20 protein-coding genes are annotated in these 21,122 nt (G+C 35.5%); 12 read left to right on the forward strand and 8 right to left on the reverse strand.

Annotated features, from left to right (window positions below; all coding sequences use genetic code 11):
* Window positions 1–21 precede the first annotated feature (21 nt).
* The 5 genes from BM296_RS04290 to BM296_RS04310 all read right to left on the reverse strand — a co-directional run bounded on the left by BM296_RS04290 (window position 22) and on the right by BM296_RS04310 (window position 6,886).
* Complete coding sequence (locus tag BM296_RS04290) at window positions 22–411, reverse strand: DUF2721 domain-containing protein (RefSeq protein ID WP_027065395.1); 390 nt, start codon at window positions 409–411, stop codon at window positions 22–24.
* A 12-nt stretch (window positions 412–423) separates the two neighbouring features.
* Complete coding sequence (locus BM296_RS04295; RefSeq protein ID WP_091901693.1) at window positions 424–762, reverse strand: cupin domain-containing protein; 339 nt, start codon at window positions 760–762, stop codon at window positions 424–426.
* Window positions 763–765: 3 nt separating this feature from the next.
* Window positions 766–3,618 carry a VPS10 domain-containing protein gene (locus tag BM296_RS04300; protein ID WP_091901694.1) on the reverse strand — a complete coding sequence of 951 codons (2,853 nt, stop codon included), beginning with the start codon at window positions 3,616–3,618 and terminating at the stop codon, window positions 766–768.
* Between the two features lie 65 nt (window positions 3,619–3,683).
* Window positions 3,684–5,405 carry a M28 family peptidase gene (locus tag BM296_RS04305; protein WP_091902944.1) on the reverse strand — a complete coding sequence of 574 codons (1,722 nt, stop codon included), beginning with the start codon at window positions 5,403–5,405 and terminating at the stop codon, window positions 3,684–3,686.
* Between the two features lie 29 nt (window positions 5,406–5,434).
* The gene (locus BM296_RS04310; RefSeq protein ID WP_091901696.1) at window positions 5,435–6,886 is read right to left on the reverse strand and encodes a M20/M25/M40 family metallo-hydrolase; all 1,452 of its coding nucleotides are present in this window, start codon (window positions 6,884–6,886) and stop codon (window positions 5,435–5,437) included.
* A 147-nt stretch (window positions 6,887–7,033) separates the two neighbouring features.
* Here BM296_RS04310 and BM296_RS04315 point away from each other — a divergent pair, with 147 nt between their 5' ends.
* From BM296_RS04315 to BM296_RS19385, 3 genes are read left to right on the forward strand one after another with little or no spacing between them, the layout of a single operon-like run.
* On the forward strand, window positions 7,034–8,326 hold the full coding sequence (locus BM296_RS04315; protein WP_091901698.1) for an aminopeptidase P family protein: 1,293 nt from the start codon (window positions 7,034–7,036) through the stop codon (window positions 8,324–8,326).
* Between the two features lie 6 nt (window positions 8,327–8,332).
* Window positions 8,333–9,106, forward strand: a complete 774-nt coding sequence (locus tag BM296_RS04320; protein WP_317041475.1) for an exodeoxyribonuclease III — start codon at window positions 8,333–8,335, stop codon at window positions 9,104–9,106.
* A 3-nt stretch (window positions 9,107–9,109) separates the two neighbouring features.
* Entirely contained in the window at window positions 9,110–9,283 is a 174-nt protein-coding gene (locus BM296_RS19385) for a hypothetical protein (protein WP_177214917.1), read from the forward strand.
* 15 nt (window positions 9,284–9,298) lie between these two features.
* On the opposite strand, the gene BM296_RS04325 is transcribed toward BM296_RS19385, so the two are convergent.
* Entirely contained in the window at window positions 9,299–10,576 is a 1,278-nt protein-coding gene (locus BM296_RS04325) for a branched-chain amino acid transport system II carrier protein (protein ID WP_091901699.1), read from the reverse strand.
* Between the two features lie 251 nt (window positions 10,577–10,827).
* Between BM296_RS04325 and BM296_RS04330 the strand changes: the two genes are divergently transcribed.
* A complete protein-coding gene (locus BM296_RS04330; RefSeq protein ID WP_027065388.1) occupies window positions 10,828–11,046 on the forward strand; it encodes a DUF1660 family phage protein in 219 nt (72 codons plus the stop codon).
* An 11-nt stretch (window positions 11,047–11,057) separates the two neighbouring features.
* Here BM296_RS04330 and thiL read toward each other — a convergent pair whose 3' ends face one another.
* Both thiL and BM296_RS04340 read right to left on the reverse strand, forming a co-directional pair.
* On the reverse strand, window positions 11,058–12,101 hold the full coding sequence (gene thiL, locus BM296_RS04335) for a thiamine-phosphate kinase (protein ID WP_027065387.1): 1,044 nt from the start codon (window positions 12,099–12,101) through the stop codon (window positions 11,058–11,060).
* Window positions 12,102–12,200: 99 nt separating this feature from the next.
* Window positions 12,201–13,658 carry a Gfo/Idh/MocA family protein gene (locus tag BM296_RS04340; RefSeq protein WP_027065386.1) on the reverse strand — a complete coding sequence of 486 codons (1,458 nt, stop codon included), beginning with the start codon at window positions 13,656–13,658 and terminating at the stop codon, window positions 12,201–12,203.
* 504 nt (window positions 13,659–14,162) lie between these two features.
* On the opposite strand from BM296_RS04340, the gene BM296_RS04345 reads away from it, so the two are divergent.
* The 8 genes from BM296_RS04345 (at window position 14,163) to BM296_RS04380 (ending at window position 21,099) form a co-directional block, all read left to right on the forward strand.
* On the forward strand, window positions 14,163–14,492 hold the full coding sequence (locus BM296_RS04345; RefSeq protein ID WP_027065385.1) for a HesB/IscA family protein: 330 nt from the start codon (window positions 14,163–14,165) through the stop codon (window positions 14,490–14,492).
* A 79-nt stretch (window positions 14,493–14,571) separates the two neighbouring features.
* On the forward strand, window positions 14,572–16,017 hold the full coding sequence (gene sufB / locus BM296_RS04350; protein ID WP_027065384.1) for a Fe-S cluster assembly protein SufB: 1,446 nt from the start codon (window positions 14,572–14,574) through the stop codon (window positions 16,015–16,017).
* 59 nt (window positions 16,018–16,076) lie between these two features.
* The gene (sufC, locus tag BM296_RS04355; RefSeq protein ID WP_027065383.1) at window positions 16,077–16,829 is read left to right on the forward strand and encodes a Fe-S cluster assembly ATPase SufC; all 753 of its coding nucleotides are present in this window, start codon (window positions 16,077–16,079) and stop codon (window positions 16,827–16,829) included.
* A gap of 71 nt (window positions 16,830–16,900) precedes the next feature.
* Window positions 16,901–18,217, forward strand: a complete 1,317-nt coding sequence (sufD, locus tag BM296_RS04360; protein ID WP_027065382.1) for a Fe-S cluster assembly protein SufD — start codon at window positions 16,901–16,903, stop codon at window positions 18,215–18,217.
* 121 nt (window positions 18,218–18,338) lie between these two features.
* A complete protein-coding gene (locus tag BM296_RS04365; RefSeq protein ID WP_091901701.1) occupies window positions 18,339–18,956 on the forward strand; it encodes an outer membrane protein in 618 nt (205 codons plus the stop codon).
* 92 nt (window positions 18,957–19,048) lie between these two features.
* Window positions 19,049–20,263, forward strand: a complete 1,215-nt coding sequence (locus tag BM296_RS04370) for an aminotransferase class V-fold PLP-dependent enzyme (RefSeq protein WP_091901703.1) — start codon at window positions 19,049–19,051, stop codon at window positions 20,261–20,263.
* Between the two features lie 73 nt (window positions 20,264–20,336).
* Window positions 20,337–20,762 (forward strand): SufE family protein, encoded by a 426-nt coding sequence (locus tag BM296_RS04375; protein ID WP_091901704.1) that lies wholly within the window; start codon window positions 20,337–20,339, stop codon window positions 20,760–20,762.
* A 4-nt stretch (window positions 20,763–20,766) separates the two neighbouring features.
* A complete protein-coding gene (locus BM296_RS04380) occupies window positions 20,767–21,099 on the forward strand; it encodes an SUF system Fe-S cluster assembly protein (protein ID WP_027065378.1) in 333 nt (110 codons plus the stop codon).
* The last annotated feature ends 23 nt before the right edge of the window (window positions 21,100–21,122 follow it).

The following is a 21,122-nucleotide window of genomic DNA, read 5'->3' on the forward strand; positions in this document are numbered from 1 at the left end:
TCAGTTTTTTAAAAAGTAAAATTACTTTTCCATATCCTTTAGCTGTATTTCTAAGGCCTTTGTAGATAATTGTACTTCTATTAATGATAGTACTAAAGAGATCATTAACGCAAATAGGCTAATGCTAAATATTAAACTAGCCCAAAAAATTAAATCTGCATAAATAAGTGCCATAGTTATAACAGCCAATAGAAAACTAACAATCGCTGTAGCTTGCATGTTTTTTATGATTGTAAGGCGCTTGCGCAATTTTTGAACTTGTAGACCAACTGAAGGTGATGCAGTTTCCTGGTATTTTTGATGCAATTGACGTATTAATGCTGCAATGGCTAAATAACGCGCATTATAGGCTAGCATAGTCAATGAAATAGCTGGAAAAAGTAGTGCCGGTATTCCTAATGTTAATTCCATAATTATTTCTTCTTAATCTGTGGCTATGCCAAAATAGGTCCATGTAGCGTCTATTGAAAAAGGATTGCTCTGTCCGTGAATCTCACCTGGTTCTATGGTTATACAATTACCAGGACCAACTTCATAATCTTTTCCTGAGATTGTAAAAATCGCTTTTCCCGTTTGAATATGAAATACCTCGTACATCGTATCATGTTTGTGTAATTCTACTTGTTGACCAGGTTTAAAAACGGCGGTACCGTACATCATTAATTGTGGTATTTCTCCACGATTTATCAAAGTTCTCTTTTTGATCTCTGGGTTATGGCTAACTCCTAAATCGGGTAGTGCATTCCAATCGACTATCTTCATAGACTATTCTATTTCAAAAGTGATGTTTTCAGTTGTACCGTTCCCTTTAATTTCTACCGTATATGACCCTTTAGGTAGATATGTACTACCATTATCTGCCTGCTTCAATTCTGTTTTATGTTTTTTAAGGTAACTCAGCTTTCCAATTTTGGAGAATGCTAAATCGTAAGATAAAATATTCAATCCCTTATTGGCTATTACTTCAGTTTCGCTAACTACAATATCATCAGAAGATTTAATTTTAGCTTGGTACACATCATCTCTATCAGAATAAAAGGTAACGTCTAAGCCTGGTGTGCTTGCTTTGGACCATGAGCTCCATGAATTTCCCCAACGACTAGAATGCTTTATGTTTTCTAGTGGATAGGTGTGTAATGCCTTTTTTAATACCTCAGGAGACATCGTTTGTAATGCTGAAATATCTGCCTTGTAAATACTTCTACCGTGTGTGCCAACCAATAAGTGTCTAGCCTTTTTCTGAATAGCCAAATCATGAACCGCCACATAAGGCATTCCATTTTGAAAAGAATTCCATGATGCCCCACGATCTAAGCTTACGTATAAGCCATTGTCAGTACCAACAAATAATACATTCTCATTTTCGGTGTCTTCAATTATTACATTTACAGCAGATGTAGGTATGTTGTTCGAAATATTTTTCCAAGTAGCACCTTTGTCTTCACTAACATATACATAAGGTGTAAAATCATCTGAACGATATCCATTTAAGGTTGCATAAACTCTATTCTTTTGATGTTTAGATGCGATTACTCTACTTACCCATAAATTCTGAGGTAGGGTTTTAGATATAACCTCCCAGCTTCCACCTCCATTATCTGTTCGTTGTATGAGACCGTCATCACTACCGGTGTATATTAATCCAAATTTAAAAGGGGATTCAGATATAGTAGCTAAGGTTCCAAAAGCTACATTACCTTTTTTTCCGCCTTGGGTTAAATCAGCCGAAATAGCTTCCCAAGTATCACCTTGATTCAATGAGCGATGTAACTTATTGCTCCCCATGTATAATATGTCTTGGTTATGTGGAGATAATAGAATAGGGGATTGCCAATTGAATCGATACGGAGTCTCGCCCAATTCATGTTTTGGCTGAATGTAATTTCTCTGGTTTTTTTCTAAATCTATTCTAAAATAATTTCCAAATTGATAGCCTGTATAAACTATATTGGCATTTCTACTATCTACTTGAACTTGCATACCATCTCCACCTAATATAGATTTCCAAGGGTACTGTCCTGTCTGTTGCCATTTGGTATTTTCTTCGGCATTATGTGGTCCCATCCATACACCATTATCCTGTAGGCCTCCGTAAACATTGTACGGTTCTTCATTATCTACGGCAATGGCATAGAATTGACCAACGGTTGGCGAGTTGTTTTTAAACCAATTTTTACCATCATCATAACTAGTGTTCACTCCACCATCGTTACCATTGATTAAGTGCCCTGGTAAATTAGGGTTGACCCAAAGTGAATGGTGATCAGAATGTACATTATCGCTATTAATAGAAACATATGTTTTGCCGCCGTCTTTAGATGAAATAATGGGAACACCGGATAGATAAATGGCATCTACATTATTGGGGTCTACACTTATTTGGGCAAAATAATAACCGTAGCTATAGAAAAGATCATCTATATATTCATCGTTTTGCTTTGACCATGATTTGCCGGCATCATTGCTTCTGTATACTTCAGCACCTATTACAGGTGTATCAAATAACATAGAATTCGCATCTTCTAAATACAGTGCTAGATCTGCGGGTTGTACAGAATTACTTCGTACCAATTGTTTTACGTTGGCAGCTCTATATTTTTCCTGAAAATTATTGGTCTTTAGAAACTCGTTCAGGTCCTTATCATCCAAGTCTAGAAATTGTGCTTTTGTGAGGGATTTGAAATCGTCTTTTGTTAAGCCAGCTTGCTTTTCTTTCATCTCATTAGATTTATTTCTTCTAAATTGATTGTCATGAACAGCATAAACGGTATTGTCGTCAAAGACAGCTAAGCCTATTCTACCTACACCATTACCTGTAGGGAACCCGCTAGTTGGTGTAGAAATTTTAGACCAAGTATTTCCTGCATCTGTACTTTTGTAAATACCAGACCCTTCACCGTTTCCAATAAAGTCCCAAGCTTTTCTATCTTTTTGCCAAGCTGCGGCATATTGAATGTTATAATTATTTGGAGAAACCGCTACGTCTATAATACCTGTTTCTTCATTAATGAACAATGTATTTTTCCAAGTTTTACCACCATCTGTGGTTTTATAAATTCCACGTTCCTTATTCGGTGAATATAAATGTCCGGTTACACCAATTGTTACTTCATTTGGATTGTTGGGGTTAATGACAATTCGCCCAATATGATGTGAATCACTTAAGCCCATATTTTGCCACGTTTTGCCTTTGTCGGTAGACTTTAAAATACCGATTCCTGCGTATGAAGAACGAGACGAATTATTCTCCCCTGTACCAACCCAAATTGTTCCACTTTGCCAGTGTACCGCTATGTCTCCAAGATTTTGGGTCTGGGTATCATCCATTACAGGAGTAAAAGTATTTCCGTTATTATTGGTATACCACAAACCGCCAGAAGCATAAGCAACATAATATTCTGTAGGATTATCTTTGTTTACCGCTAAATCTACTACTCGACCGCTCATTACAGACGGACCAATATTTTTCAACGGAATATTTTTAACCAAAGAATTGGCGTCCATGGCTTTTTTAGCCATTAAAGATTCATCTATTTTTTGTGAAGTAGTAGGCTGTATTTGTGCCGATGCGATTGAAATACTGGTAAGTAGTAGAAAGTAGAACTGTTTCATTTTCATGTTTTGTATAGCTAACGGTAAGTTAATGATAACTTTTTCTCTTGGCAAAACTTGTGCTTATACTGCTATTTTGTCTCGCGTAGAGATTTAGTAAATTCATTGGATTTAGTGGTAATATTTAAATGCGCCTTTTTAATAGCATCTGATACTGTATCGTCTGTTTTAGGCACTACATCGTTTACTGTTGAGATGGCTTTTTTATACCAATCTTCCCAGGCTTTCAAAATGATAATTTCATCTTCAATTTTCTTTCCCGTTTTAATGGCTTTAAGACTTAATTGATGTTCCTCTTCTAAACGTTCAATTGCTCTTCGTTCTAAATTTGAGATTTGATTCAATGCAAAATCAAATTTTGCATTTACCAATTCTAAACCACTAACTAAAGCAGCTGTGCCTACATTTTTTAAAGTTTCTTGAGATACTTTATCTATGCGGTCATTATCGGTATGGTAAAATTGATCTGTAAAATGCCAAAGTAGTAGTCCGGGTATATTTGCTTTCAAAAAAGGAGTGTGATCACTACCTCCTTCAAAAGGATTGGTTTCTACCACCCAATTGGCGTGTTTGCCTTGTTTTTTGAAAGTGGACAGGATGAAATCATTCAGGTAGTGTGGTTTCATTTCGTCAATAGATAAAACTTCACCACCCCATTCACTATGCTTGTCTTTTCCCCGGGTCCATATAGCACTTGGGTCTGGCATTTTTTCGATTAAAAAAGTACCTCCTGTAACAGCGGTATTTTCACCTACCATGTCCAAACTAATTCCCCACTTAATGCCTTTCGCGCGTTTAGAGTCTTCTTCAATATACCTACGGGTAGATATAATCTCATCTCCCCATAAAAAAGTCATAGTTCTGTCAAACTCAATTTTTCCTTCAGCGAATAATTTGGCAGCTGTTTTAGCCATTTCTAATTGAGCACCTACACCAGTTGCGTTGTCATTAGCACCAGGCTCTTGAATATGTGCACTGTATACTAAGCGTTCATCAGGTAATACGCTACCTTTTATATTAGCAATAATCGTTAGTTCTTCTGATGGGTACCTTTTGGTCTGAATATTCACAAGAACTTCTGTTTTGCCTTTTTGGAGCTGTGTTTTTAGTTTCTCTTTTGCTTCGTAGGATAATGCAATGCCCCAAAAATTCCCATTATCTTGAGAAGGAAGACTTCTAAACTGAATTGAGGTTTTATTTTTCTTTGGCTGTAAATAAGCCGGATTGTCATAGGTGATAATACCTATGGCACCATTTTTAATAGCTGTCTTGGTGATTTGACGAGCCTTTAGTTTTGCAAAAACAACTTTTCCTTTTACCGAAATAGTGTTTAAATCATCTATAGATTTGATCCAAACTACTTCAGCTTTAATTCCTTCTTTTGGAGTAGAAACGGAATTTAAATAGGTCATGTTACGGTTGGTTTCCGAAAGTAACAATGGTGTGTCTTCGCCAGCAATTTGCAATGAAGCTGATATGGGTTCCCAAGTTTGGTTGTCCATTACCCGTTTTTCTATACGATAGGTAAGTCGGTCTTCTGTCTTGGCATTTTCTTCCAAAATAAAACCGGCAGCTTGTAAACTATCTGCAATTAGGTAGATGGTTTTATTAAAGCCTGTGTTGCCAACAACACGCCAGTAATCTTCTACAAAATCTGTGGTTTCATATGCAGTTTTACCAGTAAATTCAGATCTTATTAGACTAAAATAACCCACTGGTTTTTCTTCAGAATGCTGAGAGCATCCTGTTAAAAAAGAGAAACAAAGTATTGAAAGTATAATACTCCGTTTCATCTTTATTGTTTCATGTATATGATTAAATATTATTCTTCCCATTTCCATTCATTACCAATGATCAATTTCTCTTTTAAATCATTCTTGATCATGAACTCTTTGGTAGTTTCACTATCCATTTTGGTCGCTGGTAATTTATCGGCATTTGCAACGGCATATAGCATCATTGTGCCAAAACGTGCCGTGTTTTTCATATGGTCTTCATTTACCAGATTAAAATCATCACAATCAGAATGATAACAACCGTAAATAGAGCGGTCTAAATTACTGTGTACAGATAAAATTGGAACACCTTCTAACATAAACGGTTGGTGATCACTATGTAGACCAGATTTGTTTGAAAAAGTATTCTGGTAGATAGTATCCTGTTGCTGAATTGCATCACCTAAATCGGTAAAAAATTGTTCGTTATCTAGTTTTCCGCCAGCGTTCATACCAATTGGGTTACCAGACATATCTAAGTTCATCATGTATTTAATGTTCTCAATAGTCTTGTTTTCAATAGCTTGCTCAACTAAAAATTTAGAACCAAGTAATCCTTGTTCTTCACCCATGAACATTACGAACTTTACCGTACGTTTTGGTTTTAAGTTGTTTGCCTTAAAAGCTCTTGCAATATCTAAAACAGCAAAAGAGCCAATACCGTTATCTATAGCGCCAGTTGCTAAATCCCAAGAATCTAAATGCCCTCCAAGTACAATTTCTTCTTGCGGTATTTCAGTTCCGGGTAATGTTGCAACAACATTTCTTGCTTTAATGACATCACTGGTATTGGTCATATCAATTTTGGCAGTAGCTTTTTTAGATTTTAATGTCTCTTTTAATGCCATACCATCTTCTTTGCCAATACATACAGCAGGAATAGGAATTAATTCTCCTGTTACAGAAGCCGTACCAGTTAATAAAACCCCATTGTCTACTTGATTAATGATGATGATGCCAATTGCACCATATTTAATGGCTAAAGCTGTTTTTTCACTTCGGTGTAAATTACTTAATCCTTCTTCACTTCCTGGTAAAATAGAAATATAAACTAAGGAGATTTTTCCTTTCACAGCATCTGGGTTAGCAGCATAGTCCGCATCTAAACCATTGCCCATATCTATTATTTCTCCTGTTACATTTGCTTTAATAGGTGCGTGACCTAGTGTTACAACTTTTATATCTTCGTCATTAATCTGTAATGAAACCTCGCCTCTAGCCCATGCTTCTACTTCAAAAGTTTGGTAAGCAACATCTTCAAAACCATATTCCTTGAATTTATTGAATGTGTATTCTTCAGCCTTGGCTCCGTTTGTAGATCCGGTTAATCTATGACCAATGGTTTCTGTAGCCTCTTTTAAGGTGCTATAACCTTTTGAGTTTGCTTTGATTTCTGTATCGATACGCGCAAAAAGTTCAGATTGAGTTTCTTCTTTTTTGGTTTCTGAGCATGCCTGAAGGCACAAAGCACCTACTAATAGGTAAGCGATTTTTTTCATGAGTTGTATGTGTTTGGTTTAGGTATACAAGTTAGCCAATTTGTAGTTAAGAATATGAGAAGGTGTTCTTGTAAATCTTATAATTCTATGCCCTATTTTTTAAGGAAACAACACATAATGCGTAATTTTATATCAAAATAAGAATTCATGAAATACGATCAAATACCTAACTCCCTATTTATAAAGAACCGTAAGAAGTTTATGGACCGCATGCTGCCTAAAAGTATTGCTGTATTTAACTCTAATGATATTTACCCTATAGGAGCCGATAGTGTTTTACCTTTTGAGCAACATAGAGATATTTTCTATCTGTCTGGAGCTGATCAAGAGGAAACCATTTTGGTACTTTTCCCCGATGCAATTAATAAAAAACATCGCGAGGTTCTTTTTGTTCGCGAAACCAATGAACATATTGCTATTTGGGAAGGTGAAAAATTAACGAAAGAGAAGGCTACAGAAGTTTCAGGTATTGAAACTGTTTGTTGGTTGCAAGATTTCGATAAAATTTTCTTCGACCTAATGACTGAGGCTGAAACTATTTATTTCAACACCAACGAGCATTATAGACAAGCGGTAGAAACGCAAACTCGCGAAGATAGATTCATAGAAAAATGTAAGCGTGAATATCCTGCACATAAAGCTGCTAAAAGCAATCCTATACTTCAGGAGATTAGAGGAATCAAGGAGCCCGAAGAAATTGATATTATGCAAACTGCGTGTAATATCACAGAAAAGGGATTTCGTAGACTACTTGGCTTTGTGAAACCTGGGGTGATGGAATATGAGATTGAAGCAGAATTATTGCATGAGTTTATACGAAACAGATCTAAAGGTTTTGCATACCAACCAATTATTGCTTCCGGTAACAATGCGAACGTATTGCACTATTTAGAGAATAATAAGCCATGTAATGATGGCGATTTAATTTTGATGGATGTTGCTGCAGAGTATGCTAATTATTCTAGTGACTTAACAAGAACTATTCCTGTGAACGGTAAATTCACGAAGCGCCAGAAAGAAGTATATAATGCCGTTTTACGAGTTAAAGATGATGCCACCAAAATGTTAGTGCCAGGTACACTTTGGGCAGAGTACCATAAGGAATGTGGTAAACTGATGACTTCTGAACTTTTAGGGTTAGGTTTATTGGATAAAGCCGATGTACAAAATGAAAATCCTGAATGGCCTGCATATAAAAAATACTTTATGCATGGTACAAGTCATCATATTGGGTTAAATACGCATGATTATGGTGCGTTAAAAACTCCTATGAAAGCAAATATGGTATTCACTGTAGAACCGGGAATTTACATTCCGGCAGAAAATATGGGTATTCGTTTAGAAGATGATGTAGTAATTCAAGAAAAGGGTGAACCTTTTAACCTTATGGCTAATATTCCGATCAAAGCAGAGGAGATTGAAGATTTAATGAACAAATAAGAATAGATGATGAAATTAGTATCGTGGAACGTTAATGGCATTAGGGCTTCAGTTAAAAAAGGATTTGAGGATATCGTTAAAGATTTTGATGCAGATGTGTTTTGTGTTCAAGAGACAAAGGCGCAAGATGATCAGGTTGCTGAAGCATTGAAAGATATTACCGATTACGAGCTCTTTAGTAATAGTGCAGAAAGAAAAGGTTATTCTGGTACCGGAATTTTATCTAAGCAGAAACCCGTGGCATTCAACAAGAATATGGGGATTGAAATTCATGATTTAGAAGGAAGGATTACCCATTCTGAATTTGAACACTTTCATTTGGTTAATGTCTATATTCCGAATAGTGGTAGTGGATTAAAACGTTTGGATTACCGTGCCGGATGGGATAAAGATTTTACCAACTACCTTAAAGAATTGTCAAAAACCAAACCTTTGATTATTACGGGCGACTTTAATGTAGCGCATACTGCTAACGATTTGGCGAACCCAAAAAGTAATTACAACAAAACATCAGGATTTACACAAGTTGAGATTGATGGATTTGACCATATGCTAAAGGAATTGAACTTGGTAGATAGTTTTAGAAAATTACACCCTACTACGTTCGATAAATATACCTTTTGGAGTGCGAGAGGTGGTGCAAGAGGTAGAAATGTAGGTTGGCGTTTAGATTACTTTTTGGTAAGTGAATCTATTTGGGATAAAGTAACATCGGCTGAGATACACGATCAAATAATGGGTAGTGATCATTGCCCAATTAGTTTAGAAATAGAATTTTAGAATATGGGGTTGTTTTTATTAATGCAAGATGCTTCTGAGATTGAAAAAAAGATTCAGGAAGCACCTGATAACTCATATGAAATAGGTGTAGCTATTGGAACCTACTTGCCTTTTGTGGCAATGGTTTTAATAGCTTATGCCTTTTATTACTATTCTAAGAAGAGAAAAAACCGATAGTACTTTTTTTGAAATTTATTCTGGCTTACTTCTGTATATAATGTTAGCGGCGATAAACACAACCAAAGCAGGTAATACCCAGCCCAAACTATATTGCTGAAGCGGAATCCATGAAAATGTATCTGCAGCAGGTGACAATGCACTTATGCTTCCTAAGAAATCTGGAATACTAAAAAGTATAGTGGTAATCGTTACCGCCTTAAAAACTATAGATGATGCATATTTATTTGGTACTACATTCAATAAAATAAGGATTATAGTAATTGGATAGATAAACATTAGCGATGGTATGGCTACAGCAATAATGTAGGCAACGTTAAATTGCCCTACCAATACCCCAAGTACACTTCCAAGAATTGCAGTTATTGTGTAGACTGATTTCGAATCATTGAATCTAGATGCTGCAAAATCTGCAGTTCCGGTAACAATACCCACTGCTGTGGTAAAACATGCTAATCCTACCAGAATACTCAGAAACAAATTACCAATGTTACCTAGGCTTTGTTTAGCTAAACCAGACAATATCTCAGTTCTAGTAGTTTCCGCATTAAAAGCGGTATGTGACAATGCACCAGAAAGAATTAGTCCCATATAAATTAAGAACAATGCTAATCCGGCAAACCATGCCGCATTTCTGATTAATGTTTTCTTATCCTCATAAGATGCATGGGTGTATTTCAAATTGATAGAAATAATGATTACGCCGCCAACTACTACAGCGCCAATAGCATCAAATGTTTGGTAGCCTTCTAGTATTCCGTTAGTAAAAGGACTAGCTATAGAAGTACTGCCGAAGTCGAATGGGAATGAAAAAATGGTTATTCCAATTATTAAAATCAGGATGATAATGATCGCAGGCGTTAAAATTTTGCCCAATATGTTCAATATTTTAGATCGGTTTAAAGCGAATAGTAAAACCAAGGCAAAATAAATACTGCTAGTAAACCAAGAAGAGATGTCCCAATACGGCTGTATGGCCATTTCGTGCGTTACAGATGCTGTCCTTGGGCTTGGTAAGGCAATAGCTATAGCGTAAATGAAGAATGCATAGATTAAACTGAACGTTGGTGAAACTTTATTTCCAAAATCAATTAATGTGCCTTGCAACTTGGCATGTGCCAAAATACCAAGAACAGGAATGGCCACTGCCGATAATCCAAAACCTATAGTTACGATAAGCCATTGATTTCCAGAATTAAAACCTAATAATGGAGGTAAAATAAGGTTGCCAGCCCCAAAAAAAAGCGAGAACAAAGCAAAGGCTGTAACGAGAGTTTCCTTCTTTTTAAACATGGGTACAAATTAAGTGAAAGATTATTAAAAAACAGGTAAGCCAAGGTTTTTGATTTTCTGAAACAGCAAAATAAAGCACATTGACAACAGGTTATGTAAAACTCACAACAAATAGTGGTACAGGCCTTTAATATACAGTACTTTAACTAAAGGAAAATAAGCGTATGCATATTTCCTTGAGTTTCAACCTAAAATATTAATCGCATTTTCTCGATCACCCAAATCGGAATTTTTGCAAAAATACCTACAGCATGAAAAAAATATTCTGCAGCATTTTCGGACATCACTATTCTATTTCCAAAAAAGTAACCTCTCATATTAAAGAGTACAAATGTATTCACTGCCAAAAAGAGGTAACAACAGATGTAAGTGGTAACCTATCTATTTTAACTCCTGAATTACAAGATATCAATAGAACTTTAGAGCATATTTACCAAAGAAGACATACTGCTACGCAACAAGTAGCATAATTAGCTTTCTTTTAGTTAAAAGAATTCCAACCCTGTGCGGTCAATGGAATCTTAGTATTGTTCCTGGAAACCAAGAATGCTCCTTCGTCTTTTCCCGTGGTATGCCCTATGACGGTTAAGTTTGGATTGCCTTTTATTTTCGGGAATTCTTTTTGGTCAATAGTGAATAACAGTTCATAATCCTCACCGCCACTTAGTGCAACAAGGGTACTGTCCATTTTAAACTCTTCACAAGCAGAAATAACCGTTGGGTCTAGTGGAATTTTATCCTCATAAAGATCAAAACCTATTCCGCTGCTTTTGCTTAAGTGTAAAATCTCAGATGAAAGTCCGTCACTTATATCGATCATCGATGTAGGGTGAACATCTAATGTTTTCAATAAATCGGTAATATCTTTTCTAGCTTCAGGCTTTAACTGTCGCTCTACTATATAAGAATACGGCTCTAAATCTGGTTGACTGTTCGGATTTACTTTAAAAACTTCTTTTTCGCGCTCTAAGACTTGTAGTCCCATGTAAGATGCGCCTAAATCTCCTGTTACTACTAACAGGTTATTCTCTTTTGCCCCTGATCTATAGGCAATATCTTCTTCATTAGCGACACCAATAGCGGTTACACTAATCATTAACCCAGTTTTTGATGAGGTAGTATCACCACCAACTAAATCTACGTTGTAACTTTTGCATGCTGTAGCTACACCTGCATAAAATTCTTCAAGCGCTTCTAAAGGAAATCTATTGGAAACGGCAATTGAAATAGTTACTTGTGTAGCAGTTGCATTCATGGCATAAATATCAGATAGATTTACCATTATAGACTTATAGCCCAAATGTTTAAGCGGCATATAAGCAAGATCAAAATGTACGCCCTCTATTAAGAGGTCTGTACTTATGACTGTTTTTTTATTTTTAAAATCTAAAACCGCAGCGTCATCACCAATCGCCTTGATGGTAGATTGTTGTTTGATTTTGAAATTTTTGGTAAGGTGTTCTATGAGTCCGAATTCACCTAATTTCTCTAACGAGGTTCTTTCTTGATCTTTATCTTCTAGCATATTGCAAAAATAAGAAGTAAAACCAGATGTATGGCATAAAAAAAACCGAAGCTTTTCAACTTCGGTTTTAGTGTAAAATTTATGTTGTGTTTTTAAAGTCTATCCTACTGAATAACCATCTCTATAGGTACGTTTTACATATTTGTTTGCTGGCTCAAAATTGGTAATTTTCATATTTGCAGCATCCCACTGTAGGCGTTTTCTACCGTGATATTGTTTTCCACCACCCCAGAAACTCTGGTTTTCAACAGTTGGGTCTACTTCAAAATAAGATTTAAGTGCCAAATTACCGATGAGAATACTTTCTGTAAATGGTCCTGCGTAATCAAAAGAAGAACTGGTTTCTGCATTTCCGTAACCGGCCATACAGGCATTAACCCATTGTAAATAATGACCTTCTGGTACACGAGCAATCGTCTGTTCTACTTCAAACTGTTCGTTAAGTGTCAATGGTAATAAACGTGGATTGGCGCCATAGCAATCTGCCATTAGTTTCCCTTTTGTACCAATAAATAGTACGCCACCATCCCAGTTTCCTAGTGCTTCATCATCACCTAATTCTTCTGGTCTTTCCGGTAGTAATCCACCATCCATCCAAGTAACTTTTATTTTTCCTTTCCCGTCAGTTCTTGGGTAGCTTAAATGTATTTTACTTGAATTCGGGAAACTTTTTGGGTAATCTTTATATTGGAAATTACCACTGAAAGAATCGGAAACACTGCATTCTACAGTATCTGGATATAATATTGGCAATATTCTATATACAGGGTCCATAATATGGCAAGCCATATCGCCAAGTGCACCTGTTCCAAAATCTGACCAACCTCTCCAGTCAAAAGGTAAATAAGCATTATTGTAATCTCGCATCGCTGCAGTACCTAACCAAAGATCCCAATTTAATCCTTTTGGTACGCGGTCTTTTTTAGTAGGAGTTTGTAGTGCTTGTGGCCAAATTGCTCTGTTTGTCCAGCATTTTACGGTATGCACTTCACCAATAATCCCTGTATCATAAATTTCTTTCATGGTACGTACACCATCTCCAGAACCGCCTTGGTTACCCATCTGAGTAACTACTTGAAACTTTTTAGCTGCTTCTGTCAACATTCTTGCTTCCCAAATATCATGGGTCAACGGTTTTTGAACATAAACATGCTTGCCCATAGACATTGCCTGGTAAGCTGCAACGGCATGGTTGTGATCTGGTGTAGATACTGATACGGCATCAATATTTTTGCCTTCTTTATCTAACATCTCCCGAAAGTCATTGTAATAGCTTGCTTTAGGAAATGCCTCTCTGGAAGCAATTGCCTGTCTGTCATCAACATCGCATAAGGATACAATGTTTACATTAGGGCTCTCGGCAAAGGATGCAATATCGCTTTGACCTTTACCACCTGCACCAATACCGGCAATATTTAGTTTATCGCTTGGTGCAATATAACCGGTGCCGCCTAGTACGTGTCTTGGTACGATCATAAAACCGGCAGCGGCCATGCCAGTGTTTTTCATGAATTTTCTTCGAGTGTTGTTTTTGTCGTTTGATTTGTTGTTTGACATAGGTTGTTGTTGTTTGATTTAGTATTGAAGGTAATTTAATTCTTTGAATTTAAGGAAGGTTGATAGGTTTAATGGATTCCTTATCATAACAATTTAAAACGTTAAGTTTTGAAAATTAATAATTTATATAATTATTTTGATTTGTCTTTTAACATTTTCTTTACTTTTTAAAATGTGTAGTCTGTGGCTTGCAAAAGCAAAATCAGGTATTCTTAGGAAGGTTTTAAGTTAATTATGATGGTTTTTTAGAAAGCAAATTGTTTGGATTACTAGTAATATGCAGGCAGAGCACTAGTAGTGGTTGTTGGGTAGTTTGGGTAATTCTTTCACTAATCAACATTAAAAGAAAACGTATAATTTATCCTATATAAATTATACTAATACCGCTCTTTTCAATTATAGTATTTCTCTATCAACTTATACTTTATATTAATGTTAGGTTCTATGGAAAAAACCTACTTATGACGTATATTTGTAAACTATTTAGATTAAATCTAGTTAATTATGATTCAAGTATCAGAAACGGCTAAACAGAAAGTTATCAACCTTATGACAGAAGAAGGTTTTGATGCTACAACGGATTTTGTTCGTGTGGGTGTCAAGAGTGGCGGATGTAGCGGATTGTCATACGAGTTAAACTTCGATAATAAGAAAGACGATGCAGATAAAGTGTTCGAAGACAACAATGTACGTATCATTGTAGATAAAAAAAGCTTTTTATATTTAGTGGGTACGGTTTTAGAATACTCTGGAGGTCTTAACGGAAAGGGTTTTGTATTCAACAACCCTAACGCACAAAGAACGTGTGGTTGTGGCGAGAGTTTTTCATTATAAGAATTGAAGTTTTAAATATGTAAAAGACTAGGTGGGTAATTTTTTGAACTCATTTGTTTTTACTTATTAACTATAATATATGGCATATACAGAAGAAGAATTAAAGAAAGAATTGGAAACCAAGGAGTATGAATATGGTTTCTATACAGATATAGAATCTGATACATTCCCTATTGGCTTAAACGAAGAAATTGTTATTGCTATTTCAAAGAAAAAGGAAGAACCGGAGTGGATGACGCAGTGGCGTTTAGAAGCTTTTCGAGTTTGGGAAAGTATGGAAGAGCCTAACTGGGCGAATGTACACTATGATAAACCAGATTTTCAGAATATTAGTTATTATTCTGCGCCAAAATCTGCTGATCCTAATAAAACCTTGGATGATGTAGATCCAGATTTGTTAGAAATGTATCGTAAGCTTGGTATTTCTGTTGATGAACAAAAGAAATTACAGAATGTTGCGGTAGACATCGTGGTAGATTCTGTTTCTGTAGCAACAACTTTTAAAAAGACGTTGGCAGAAAAAGGAATTATTTTTATGCCAATTTCAGAGGCTATAAAAGAGCACCCGGAGTTGGTGAAGAAGTATATGGGTACTGTTGTGCCACAAAAAGATAATTTTTATGCTGCTCTAAATTCTGCGGTATTTACCGATGGTTCTTTTTGTTATATACCAAAAGGTGTTAGATGCCCAATGGAGCTATCTACGTACTTTAGAATTAATCAAGCAGGTACAGGTCAATTTGAGCGTACATTGCTTATTGCAGATGAGGATAGTTATGTAAGTTATTTAGAAGGTTGTACCGCTCCTTCAAGAGATGAAAATCAATTGCATGCAGCGGTTGTAGAGCTAATTGCTTTAGACGGTGCAGAAATAAAGTATTCTACCGTTCAAAACTGGTTCCCTGGAAATAAGGAAGGTAAAGGGGGTGTTTACAATTTCGTAACTAAAAGAGCAATTTGCGAAAAGAACGCTAAAGTATCTTGGACACAAGTTGAAACAGGTTCGGCAGTTACATGGAAATATCCTTCTTGTATTTTAAAAGGAGACAATTCTATCGGTGAATTTTATTCTATAGCCGTAACCAATAATTACCAACAAGCAGATACAGGTACCAAAATGATTCATCTTGGTAAAAACACTAAGAGTACTATTATATCTAAAGGTATTTCTGCAGGTAAATCTCAGAATAGTTACCGCGGATTGGTACAGGTGAATAGCCGTGCCGATGGGGCTCGTAACTTCTCTCAATGCGATTCTTTGTTAATGGGTAACGAATGTGGTGCACATACCTTCCCGTATATTGAGGCAAAGAACAAAACTGCAATGATAGAGCATGAGGCTACTACTAGTAAAATTGGTGAAGACCAAATTTTCTATTGTAACCAAAGAGGTATAGATACAGAAAAAGCAATTGCATTGATCGTTAACGGATTTAGTAAAGAGGTACTGAATAAACTACCAATGGAATTTGCTGTAGAAGCACAAAAACTATTGGAAATTAGTTTAGAGGGTTCTGTAGGATAAAAAGCAATTAAGATTATAATAAAACGCCGTAGGCACGAGAATATTTAAAGTAACATATTATGTTGAAAATTAAAGATCTACATGCTAATGTAGAGGGTAAGGAAATATTAAGAGGAATTAACCTAGAGGTAAAAGCAGGTGAGGTACATGCTATAATGGGACCTAACGGTTCTGGTAAAAGTACATTAGCTTCTGTAATTGCTGGTAACGATAATTTTGAAGTTACTCAAGGTTCAGTTGAGTTAGAAGGAGAAGATTTAGAAGATGTTTCTCCTGAAGAAAGAGCGCATAAAGGTGTTTTTCTTTCTTTTCAGTATCCTGTTGAAATTCCTGGTGTTTCTGTAACCAACTTTATGAAAACGGCTATTAATGAGTCTCGTAAGGCGAAAGGTTTAGAAGATATGCCGGCAAAAGATATGTTGAAATTGATTCGTGAAAAATCTGAGTTATTAGAGATTGATCGTAAGTTTTTATCAAGATCTTTAAACGAAGGTTTTTCTGGTGGAGAAAAGAAGCGTAACGAGATTTTTCAAATGGCAATGTTAGAGCCAAAAGTGGCAATTTTGGATGAAACCGATTCAGGATTGGATATCGATGCATTACGTATTGTTGCTAGTGGTGTTAATAAATTGAAGAGTAAGGATAATGCAGTAATCTTAATAACGCACTACCAACGTTTGTTAGAATATATCGTACCTGATTTTGTTCACGTTTTACACAATGGAAAAATTGTAAAATCTGGAGGTAAAGAACTTGCCCTAGAGCTTGAAGAAAAAGGATACGATTGGTTAAAGCAAGAAACTGCGGTATAATTAAGTATACAGTAGCAGCGAACATTCTGTAGAATGATTTTCTGCCACTGCCAACTGGCAATTGAAAAAATATGGATTTAAAAGATAAATTAATTTCCTCTTTTATGGCGTTTGAGAACAACGTGGATGTGGAGCATCCCGTACATGATGTTCGTATGGCCGCCATTAAGAATTTTGAGGAAAAAGGATTTCCTTCTAAAAAGGAAGAGGCTTGGAAGTATACTTCATTAAATAATATTCAGAAAATAGATTTTAGCATTTTTCCTAAACAGGAAAATTCGTTGGAGTATAAAGATGTAAAACGCTATTTTATTCACGAAATCGATACCTATAAAATTGTTTTCGTAGATGGTATTTACAGTTCTTACTTGTCTGAAACAACTCATGATGGTGTAGATATCTGTTTAATGAGTGCAGCGCTTACAAAGCCAATGTATAAGCAGGTAATTGATGTGTATTTTAATAAAATTGCATCTAAAGACGAGTCTTTAACAACTTTGAATACAGCATTTAGTAGAGAAGGGGCTTACATATATATCCCTAAAAATAAGATGCCTAAAAAGCCAATTGAGATTTTACATTTCTCAACAGGTAATGAGGCTTCTCTTTTGTTACAACCAAGAAATTTAATTGTAGTAGAAGAAAATGCCGAGGTTCAGATTATTGAGCGTCACCAGAGTTTAACTTCTAACGAAGTACTTACTAATGCGGTAACCGAAATATTCGCTGCTAAAAGTGCTATCGTTGATTTATATAAAATACAGAACGATGTTGCTACGGCATCATTGATCGATAATACGTATGTAGATCAGAAAGATAAGAGTCTTGTAAAGATTCATACCTTCTCTTTTGGTGGTAAATTAACGCGTAACAATCTTAACTTTTATCAGAATGGGGAGTATATAGACTCTACAATGAAAGGGGTTACTATTTTAGGAGAAAAGCAACATGTGGATCACCATACATTAGTACATCACATTCAACCTAACTGTGAAAGTCACCAAGATTATAAAGGTATTTACGGAGATAGTTCTACTGGTGTTTTTAATGGTAAAATTATAGTAGATAAGATTGCCCAAAAAACAAATGCTTTTCAGAAGAATAATAATATTCTTATTAGTGATAAGGCAAGCATCAATTCAAAACCACAATTAGAGATTTTTGCAGATGATGTAAAATGTTCTCACGGTTGTACTATTGGTCAATTAGATAAAGATGCATTGTTCTACTTGCAATCTAGAGGAATTCCAGAAAAAGAAGCTAGAGCATTATTAATGTATGCTTTTGCAAATAACGTATTGTCTTCAGTTCGTATTCCTGAATTAAAAGCTAGAATCAATAAATTGATAGCGAAGAAGTTAGGGGTAAACCTTGGGTTCGATTTGTAGAGACGTGAATTATTTAGTCAATAAAAATTAACGGTTCGTTAGGTTATTCTTAACGAACCGTTGTATTTTCCTACGCCAGTATAATCTATTTTAGCTTTGTTAATTGTCAACTAAACTAAATATGAACAAAGTTATTCTAGCCTCTTTTTTAGTTTTCTCTTCTTTTATAGTGCACGCTCAAGACCAGAAATGGAGTGTTGAGGCTAATTATCCATTAGTTGCTAATAGTAATCTGCAAAATGATTTCAACGGAGTTTTGGATTTGGGTATCAAATACAGATTTGCAAATCTTGGTCCTGTTATTTTGGGCGCAGGATTCAATGCAGCTTATTTGAAAAACTTTGACAGTTTTACTTACGGTGGTCCAGGATTTCAGGATCAAGAATTCGATTATAAAGCAAAACAATTCCTATTTCAACCCAAAATTTTTGCAGAAGTGGCGATACCAGGGTTGGCAAAACTTAAGCCTCAAATTGGAGTGGGTTACGCCAAAGTAATAGATGATGTTTATTTGAAAGATGGTGTCGATGTGCAGACAGATGATTCAAAAACAGATGGGGGATTGAATTTAAATTTTGGCATTAGTTATGACCTTTCCGATAAATTTTTTATACAAGTTCAGTATGATTTTTTAAATGTTCATAGAAAAGGAGAGAATACTAGGGACAATCAAACTTTTACCTACGATTTTAATGAGAAAATAGGTCTTATTAAAGCTGGTGTCGGTTTTCGATTCTAATTCTCTGTAAATACATATTATCACAAAAGGATAATGCACTATACCCAATATGTTTTCATTATCGGGTATCTTTGTATATAAGAAGATTGACTATGTTAGATATTAAAAAAATAAGAGAAGATTTTCCAATTCTTAAGCGAGAGGTAAATGGTAAGCCATTGGTCTATTTAGACAATGCCGCTACATCGCAAACTCCGCAACAGGTTATAGATGCGATTGTAGATTACTATCAAAACTACAACGCAAACATTCACCGTGGTGTTCATACACTTTCTCAAGAAGCTACGGATAAGTATGAGCAGGCTAGATTAAAGATTCAAAAGCATTTTAATGCTGCGAAGTCTTATGAAATCATATTCACGTCGGGAACTACCCACAGTATAAATCTAGTTGCTAACGGATTCTCTGCCTTGATTAAAAAAGGAGATGAGGTTTTAGTTTCTGCTATGGAGCATCATTCTAACATTGTGCCATGGCAAATGTTATGCGAACGAACCGGAGCAATCTTAAAAGTAATTCCGATGAACCAAGATGGGGAATTGCGAATGGATGTTTATGATGAATTACTTTCAGATAAAACAAAACTGGTTTTCTGTAACCATATTTCTAATGCGTTAGGAACCATTAACCCTATTGAAGAAATTATTGAAAAAGCTCATAAAGTTTGTGCTGCAGTTTTAATTGATGGCGCACAAGCTGCTCCACATTTGGTTGCCGATGTACAAGCTTTAGATGTAGATTTCTATACCTGTTCTGCACATAAAATATGTGGACCAACCGGTGTTGGTATGTTATATGGTAAAGAAGAGTGGTTAAATAAGTTACAGCCATACCAAGGTGGTGGTGAAATGATAGCCGAGGTTACTTTTGAAAAAACAACTTATGCCGATTTACCTCATAAATTTGAAGCTGGTACACCTAATATATGTGGTGGTATCGCTTTTGGTGCTGCATTAGATTATATGAATGCTATTGGCTTTGAAGAAATTGCCAAGTATGAGCATGAATTATTGGAATATGCTACACAAGAGCTATTAAAAATAGAAGGTTTAAAAATATACGGTACAGCAAAGAATAAAACATCTGTTATCTCTTTCAATATAGAAGGTATTCACCCATATGATATGGGTAGTATTTTAGATAAACTAGGTATTGCAGTGCGTACAGGACACCATTGTGCACAACCCATAATGGATTTCTTTAAAATACCTGGAACAGTACGTGCAAGTTTTGCTTTTTATAATACAATAGAAGAAGTAGATATTCTTGTTGCTGGTATTACTAAAGCTAAAAGTATGTTGTTGTAAACCAAAGAGTCATAGATAATGTTAAGGTTTGAAATGCTACAATTGTTATCGTATTTTTGCATAAAATAAAGCAATGGAAATTAAAGAGATACAGGAAGAGATTATAGATGAATTTTCTATGTTCGATGATTGGATGCAGCGATATGAGTACATGATCGATCTTGGCAAATCACTTCCATTAATTAACAAAGAGTTTAAGACAGACGATAACATTATTAAAGGTTGTCAAAGTAAGGTTTGGGTGCACGCCGAATTAGAAGATAATAAACTGATTTTCACTGCAGATAGTGATGCTATTATTACAAAAGGTATTATTGCCATTCTAATACGTGTATTTAGTAACCAAAAACCGCAAGATATCTTAGATGCCGATACGAATTTTATTGATGAAATTGGGTTGAAAGAGCATTTGTCGCCAACACGGGCAAATGGTTTGGTTAGTATGATCAAACAATTAAAATTATACGCAGTAGCGTATCAAACACAAATTGAAGATTAAGATTATGAGTGAAGAAAATATAGCTGAAGGCAGTGCAGATTTAGGGGAGAAAATCGTTAAGATTTTAAAAACCATATATGATCCAGAGATTCCTGTAGATATCTATGAATTAGGGTTAATTTATGATGTTTTGGTCAATGAGGATAATGAAGTTAAAATTCTAATGACGCTTACATCACCTAATTGTCCGGTTGCTGAGTCTTTACCTGCAGAGGTAGAGGAGAAGGTAAAATCGTTAGATGCGATAAAAGATGCAGAGGTAGAAATTACCTTTGATCCACCTTGGACACAAGATTTAATGAGCGAAGAGGCAAAATTAGAGTTAGGGCTACTTTAAGTTAGTGCTGATTTAAAAGAAGC

It is taken from the genome of Maribacter stanieri, from assembly GCF_900112245.1.
GTDB lineage: Bacteria > Bacteroidota > Bacteroidia > Flavobacteriales > Flavobacteriaceae > Maribacter > Maribacter stanieri.